Consider the following 7798-nt stretch of genomic DNA (forward strand, 5'->3'; position numbering starts at 1 on the left):
TCCTTTAGATGAATGATTTCATTTCCTCATTTGGATGCACTTCTTCCACAATCTTTCCTCTTTCCATCTTGATTACCTTATCTGCAAGATGGAAGTAGCGATCATCATGAGTAATAGCAATCACGCATTTCCCTTTTGCCTTTAGATCAGGCAATAATTCCATATAGAAAAAAGAACGAAATTCCGGGTCTTGATCAGCTGCCCATTCATCAAATAAATGGATCGGCTTATCCTCCAAATAACTAATCAACAAAGCCAGTCTTTTTCGTTGACCTGTTGAAAGCTTTGTCGTACTAAATTTTCCATCTTGAATTTGAATTTTGTCATCAATGCGCAAAGTGTGTAAATAATGCTTGATCTCCTCTTCCCTTGAGCTGCAATCGATGCCGTAAACTTTGTTAAATAGGTAGTAATCGCTGAAAATCACCGAATACAATTCAGTAATCTCTTCTTGGTCCACTTGTTGATGGTTAATCATTACCTCCCCGCTCTTCGATGAATACAAGCCGGTAAGCAGTTTGGCAAGCGTGGATTTGCCGCTTCCATTCCCACCTGTTATGAACACGATTTCTCCTGATTTGAATTGAACATCTATCGGGCCTACCTCAAATGACTCTCCATGCTCATTCTCATATTGATAGCCTATTCCTTTGTACGCAGCCGTCACACTTTCTGCAGGCTCGGCTAAACCAGCAGCTTCCTTTTGTCCGGCACCGGCAATTTCGAGGTAGTTGGAAAACTCATTTATTCTCCTCCAGCTGATTCTCATTTGAATGGCGTTTGGAATTGCATTTAAGATACTATGAATAGGTCCAGTCATATAAAGAAAGACAAAAACATAGCTTCTTAAAAAATCGCTTTGTACTTCTTTAAAAAGCAGGGGAAATAAAAAGGTAACAGCACCGATAACGAGAACAAACAGCAATTCGCCAATGATGAAGACATTTGCAAATTTCAGTCCGCCCTGGATCCGTTTTTCCTTATACTCACTAATGCTTTCTTTCATATCGTCTTTAAACTCTTCGCGCTTTGATTTCGCAAGGCTTAATTCTTTATAACCGCCAATAAGATCGTTGATATATCGAAAAAACGTGTTTTGAATATTTCTTGTTTGCTCCCATAATTTGTTGGCTGATCTTCCTGCTGCATAATAGAATCCCGCAGCAGCGAGAATGACGCCAATCGAGATGAAAAGCCCGTAAATATTGATGACTCCGAGATAAACCAAGCAGCATAGGAGAGTAATCGAATCGGTCAGGCCGGTGATGATCGATGGAGCATAGTTTGAGATCGCTTCAGTATCATTATTTAATACGGTTTGGATTTTTTCTGATTCCGTGCGTTCAATTTTCTCATATGGATTTTCCAGAACTTTGTTCAATAGCTTTAATCTTTGCTCATAAATCAAGTTATTTGTAAGGGTTATTAACTGGGTTCGCACCAGCTTTTGGGCAAGTACGTAAACGATCATTCCCATTGCAAAATATAAAAACAATTGATTATTTGCTTCTAAATCAGGCCTGTTTAAGGCAGCATTAATGATAAAAATGATAAACGCATTTCCAAAGCCGCTCGCAGCACTTAACACAAAGAGCGGAAACAAATTCCTAGTTTTATTTACTGTGTTCGGATAAATTGAGATCAACGACAGATAGCTGCAAAATAGGAAGATTCCAGCCATGGATGCCCATGCGGCAACCATCATACTAATTGGTGCCCATACGTACACAAAATCCCAAGAAAGCCCTGAAAAAAACAAAGCTGGAATTTTATAAAGGGAATACCCGGCAGCCAACAAAAAGAGCATCGAAATCATTGGAACGCCAAGCCGTTTCACTTTGTTTGCTTCCAAGCTTCTTTTTTTCTGAACCACCTGCATGATGACTCGCACCATGAAGTAAATCGTTAAGCAAGAAAATGGAACCATAAACAATAAAACGGTAAAAGAGAAAGAATCAATACTTTGGTACATATCTTTTGGTTCAGCTGGCATTTCTTTATTAAGAAGAATATTGATAACTCCCTGCCCAATGCTTTGCGTATAATCGGAATTCATATTGGCCAAAATGGCGACGCCCAGCTTCTCCTGGGGACGAAATACAACAAAGGAAGAATAAGTAGGATTGCTTCCAGTATGGGAAATTTCGCCGGAACCATTTTGGTAAACCTCCCAGCCTCCAGCATAGGAAGACCCATCAGTAGAGGGGGAAACTGAACGGTTGGGCAGATGTGTTTGCCTAATCGCTTGTTGAATTGCTTTGTCCTGACGATCTATGTCCTCTAGAGTCCCAACCTGTGCGCGTAGCCATCTTTCCATGTCATTCGCATTTGAGATAATATAACCTGCGGGAGTATTGCCCCTATAGATTGGCGCATCATACTCATTTGGCCTTAAAAATCCGATCTTATAGCCCTTTGCCAAATCAAATCTGCTTGCTTCGTCTCTGAACAAATGGGTATGTTCCATTTTCAAAGGGTTTAAAATCATTGTTTGAACGTATGATTCATAAGATTGGCTTGTGACTTCCTGGATAATCAGTCCTAAGATGTCATAATTTATGCTGGAGTAGACAAATTGCTCACCTGGATAGGTGTCCACCGATTGATTGACAAGCCCTCTAACCGTATTTTCCAAGGCTTTGTCATCACTTGCTATCGGAATCCTTCCAATCGTATTGAATGGGATGCCGCTTGTATGATGCAAGAGCTGTTCGATCGTTATTTCCACATTCTCATTGAGCTTGCTGCCTTGATGCTCACCTTCATATTTCATTTGAAACCATGGTAAATACTTACTGACCGAATCATTCAAACGGAGCAGTCCTTTTTCAGCAAGCTGATAGATGGCAAGAGCTGTAAACGCCTTTGTATTTGAAGCAATCTCAAATAACGTTTGATCAGTAACCGGCTTCTTTTCCTTAAGGTCTGAATAACCAAATCCCTTTTTATAAACGGTTTGGTCACCCTTTACCACTACCAACGACATTCCCGGGATTTTGCCTTCATCCATTTGGTGTTCAATGAATTCATCCAGTCTTTCTTGATCATCCTTCGATAACATTGCTTCATTATTTTCCGCGTTGACGATCTGAGTACTAGCTATTAACGGCAAAGACAGCAAAACGACCATAGCCATTAAGATGATTTTTCCTTTTACCATAACGAAATACTCCCCCCTTTCATAAAGTGAGCTTATCGGATCTTTACGTGCTGTTATCCTCCACTTCTCTTCATAATTGCTCCTTGAATCTTGAAGTGGAGGTTTTTAGTTATACTACCCGTTAAGATTGGGACAAAGTGAAGCTTCATGCGGGGTTCAACTGTTAAATATACTCTCAAGCTCTTCAGTCGAGAGATTTACTGTTTCAAAATCTGATGGTGTAAAATCTGTTTGATTTCTTTTGCTGCAGTGCTGGATCAATTCTCTCAATTGGTTTATGTAATCATAGAAAAACTGGGAGATGGTTCCGCGTTTGAATTTGTTTTTGCTATAGGTGATGGATACATTCAGCTTGTTATCAACCATGTATGCAACGATTTCCAGCAAACAATCGATTTCATTTTTTATGCTGCTTTCTCTACCTGAATATTCGTCCGTAAATTCAAATAAGCTAGTTGAAAATGAAGCATTAAAGTCACCAAGATAGTTAAATCGGACGAGCTTTTGATTGTCGTTTCCCCCTTCTTTTGTGATATGCTTTAACACCCCGTAACTAAGACCTTTATGAGGGATTGTCCGAAGCTGATCCTTTAAATGCTTGATCTGTTCGGATAAATCTGTCTTTTCTACCTTTAAAAGAATCGGGTACAGGCTTGTAAACCATCCAACAGTTCTTGAGACATCCATACCATCTGCAATCTCTTCTCTCCCATGACCTTCTGCCTCAATGATCACCTCACTGCATTTGCTATAATCAGCCAGTACCATGGAAAGTGCGATGACCATTAATTCATCCGCTTTTGTTCGGTACGCCTCATTCGCCTTTTGCAGAAGTTGAAGCGATTCAGCTTCTGATAATTTTTGAACCAATGTGTCACAATGCTCCATTTTGTCCGGACCTAAGTCAAAATCATTAAACCCTTTTACCGGCTGCTGGTTGATACGGCCCCAGTACTGTTTTTCCTTTTCCGTAATGGCTGCACCGAAATTTTTCAGTTCAATTGCCCAATCCTGCACGGAATGGCCTTTTACAGGCAAAAGTGCCGGCTCCTGCTTTTCAATCTGCTTATAGAGCTGGCTCAGGTCTTCAAGGATAATACGCCACGAAATACCGTCAACTGCCAGGTGATGTGCTGTCATCAAAAACCGTTTTCCATATCTCCCTAGTTCAAATACGCATGCTTTTAATAGAAAATCCTTTTCAATATTAAAGCTCGACTTCAGCAACTCCCCAATCTCAGCCATATAAACAAGTTGATCCTGCTCCGAAAAACTTGATAAATCAAATGATTTTAACTCAAATTTAGGAAGGATATGTTTTTCGTTGAAATAAAGCTCTTCTGTTTTCGGCTGATAATTCATACGGAAAGAGTCGTGATGTGAAACCAATAACTGCAGGGCATCTTCAAGAATTTCTTTCTTCAGGTCTCCTTTAACCTTTAATAAAACAGACTGGGTATAATGATGAATATTTTCCATGTTTTGGGCGAAAAACCAAGAAGCAGTCGGCCATTTATCTACCTTGCCAACACAGTGCCTGTTTTTTCGCATTTCTTTGCAAGCTGTTTCAATATGTAATGCCATCGCCTCAATGACTGGATTAGCTAAAATATCTTTTGTTTTGATTTTAAAGCCCTTCTGAGCTAACTTTGAGGTGATCTGAATCGCTTTGATCGAATCTCCCCCAAGATGATAAAAGTTGTCCTTCATCGTTACGTTTTCAACCTGCAGCACTTGCCCGATTGTTTTTATTAAAACTTCTTCCATTCCATTTTCAACTGCTTCGTTTACAGCTGCTTCAGGTGCAGGAAGTGCATGGCGGTCAACTTTTCCGTTAATCGTTAACGGAATTTCCTTTAACGGTATGAAATGGGAAGGCAACATATACACCGGTAAAAACTTTTCCAAAAATCTGAATAATTCAGCTGAAGAAACCTCTTCCTTCTTTACATAATAGGCACATATATATGTGGTTGCATTTTCACTTTTCTGATCGATTACGACAGCATCTTTTACGCTTGGATGGGTGATCATCACGTTTTTAATTTCACCCATTTCTATCCGATAGCCGCGAATCTTCCTTTGATCATCTGCTCTCCCGACGTATTCTACACTGTATTCATCGATAAACTTTCCTAAATCGCCTGTGCGGTACATTCGCTCCCCTGGTGAAAAAGGATTTGAAATAAATCTTTTTCTTGTCAATTCAACCTTATTACGATAACCCCTTGAAACGCCATCACCGGAAACGAAGATCTCCCCGATCACTCCCACTGGAACAGGGTTAAGGTCTGAATCTAATAAATAGATCTTCGTATTTTGCGCAGGCTTGCCAATTGGTACTGATGCCCTTGTATCCCGTATTGGATCAAACTGATGAATCATGCACCCTACTACCGTTTCAGTTGGTCCATATTCATTGAAAATTTTTAGATCATGGCCAAATTGGCTCTGTATACTTGAAGCAAGGCTAACCGTTAAATCCTCCCCTCCAACAATGAATGTCTTGATTGAGCACGTCTTTAGCTCGAGATCCTGCAAGAGTGATAAATGGGAAGGAGTTAATTTGATAATGGTTGCTTTCGATTCTTTGAATATTTTATAGAGCACATATTCATGATTATCGGCAGGATAGATGACAATCTGATTTCCGCTAATGAGCGGTGTAAAAATCGAAGTAACCGTCAGATCAAATGCAAGGGAGGAGTAAAATGGAAAAGCCTCTTCTTCACTTTCACCGACATACACCTTCTTCGCCCAGCATATATAATTGACCAGACCGCTATGCTCAATCATCGTACCCTTTGGCATTCCTGTAGAGCCTGATGTGTAGATCATGTAAGCAAGGTCAGATGGACCACTCATCGGTGCAAGATTTTCAGCTTCCCCTTTATATAGATCAGCTGAAGTCAGCTCGACAATCTCCACCTTGTCTAAAGACATCCCCCAAGTATTCAAGATGTCAAAGTTGGTCAAAACTAGCTCAATTCCCGAATCCTCCAACATATAAAGAATCCGTTCAGATGGATAGTCAGGATCGATCGGCAAGTAGGCCGCTCCCGTCTTCATAATTCCTAACATTCCAATGATCGTTTCCATGGAATGTTTGGTTGATATTCCCACTATTTTTCCTCTTTTTACATTTTTTCCTCTTAAATATCTTGCCAATTGGTTTACTTTCTCATTTAATTCCCTATAGGTCATTGTCTGGTCTTCCATACAAAGAGCTGTTCGATTCGGTGTTCTTTCTGCTTGTTCCTCAAAAAGCTGGTAAATGGTTTTACTCTTAGGATAATCTGCATCTGTAGAATTGAAATCATATAGCAGCTTGTTTCTTATCTCACCAGGCATAAGCTCAAGTTCTGCAAGCTTTCTATTGGGATTCTGATGCATTTGATCCGCTAAATGAACGAAGCAACGATACATATGATCAATTTGCTTATCCTCATAGTTTGAAACCTTATAGTCGATATCTAATTGAAATTCACCCGTTCCGGACCATTCCCGGATAATCAGCTGGAGTGAATATAATTGTTTTCCGTTGTAAAACTCCATATTTTCTACAGGCGTTCCATTTACTTCCGTCTGCAGATTTGTATTGTAATAATTGATGCATGTATCAAACAAATCGCCATAGCCCTTTTTCTTCAATTGCAAATCCTGCATGAGCAGGTCAAAGGGATATCTTTGATGAAAGTAACAACGCATCAAATCATGATGAATTCCCTTCATAAAATCCTCTACCGTTAAATCGAGATCTACCTTGTGACGGAAAGGCATTGTACTTGTAAACATACCAAAAATCTCTTTTTCTTTTTTTCCCGAACGATTCAATACTGGCATGCCAACAATCAAATCATCCTGTTTCTTAACCTTTTGAAGATATGCATAATACATCCCAACAAAAAAGGCATAGACCGAAACGTTATGGTCAGCAGCAAATTGATTAATTTTAGCCGACTGGCTTTTTGATAAATAGTACGTCTTTCGGATTCCGGAAGAACAATCTAATTCAACCCGTTCAAAGGAAGAAGGAAGGGTATGAAATTTAGCCTGCCAAAACTGTCTATTCTTAAGAAAGCGATCAGACCTTAAATATGCTTGTTCTTTTTCAAGATAGGAAAGATAGGATATGCCCGATTGACCGATTAACTCCTCACCCATTAAGAGATTCATATAGATCGTACCGATCTGATCGGTTAAGAGATTCATTGACCACCCATCTGATAAGAGATGATGAACCTTAACAAAGTATCCTCCTTCATTTGAATCCAGCAAGTGAAACAAAGCAAAGTCGAAGAGCTCACTTGAATGAAGCGAAAAAGGTTTTTGCGCCTCTTGATTTACCCACTCGTCCAGCTCCTGTCTTCCTTTACATTCGATTTGACGCACATCGAACATTTGATAGTCAGCGATATATTGATAGACTTCACCATCTCTTTCTAAAAAGCAGTGTCTGATTCCAGTATTTGCTTTAATGAATTCATTGATTGCCTTTTTCAGGATGACAACATTCACGTTGCCTTTAATCAATACGATACCCCCGATGTTATGGAGCGGCTTATTTGGATAAATTTTTTCCATATACCAAATTCGTTTTTGAGGGTGAGTCAATGAAAAAAACCGCGTATGATCCAT

Annotated in this window: 2 protein-coding genes; both read right to left on the reverse strand. The window is 39.6% G+C overall.

From position 1 onward, the window contains the following. Nucleotides 1-4: 4 nt before the first annotated feature. On the reverse strand, nucleotides 5-3160 hold the full coding sequence (locus tag ACSVDH_RS28310) for a cyclic peptide export ABC transporter (protein ID WP_439250878.1): 3156 nt from the start codon (nucleotides 3158-3160) through the stop codon (nucleotides 5-7). A gap of 156 nt (nucleotides 3161-3316) precedes the next feature. Continuing rightward, the gene (locus tag ACSVDH_RS28315) at nucleotides 3317-7798 is read right to left on the reverse strand and encodes an amino acid adenylation domain-containing protein (protein ID WP_518617450.1); all 4482 of its coding nucleotides are present in this window, start codon (nucleotides 7796-7798) and stop codon (nucleotides 3317-3319) included.

It is taken from the genome of Metabacillus sp. Hm71, assembly GCF_051842955.2.
Lineage (GTDB): Bacteria > Bacillota > Bacilli > Bacillales > Bacillaceae > Metabacillus.

Bases quoted from the DNA above. Each gene is read 5' to 3' on its own strand.
- ACSVDH_RS28310 (WP_439250878.1), bottom strand. From the start codon at position 3,160: ATGGTAAAAGGAAAAATCATCTTAATGGCTATGGTCGTTTTGCTGTCT.
- ACSVDH_RS28315 (WP_518617450.1), bottom strand. From the start codon at position 7,798: ATGGATCATACGCGGTTTTTTTCATTGACTCACCCTCAAAAACGAATT.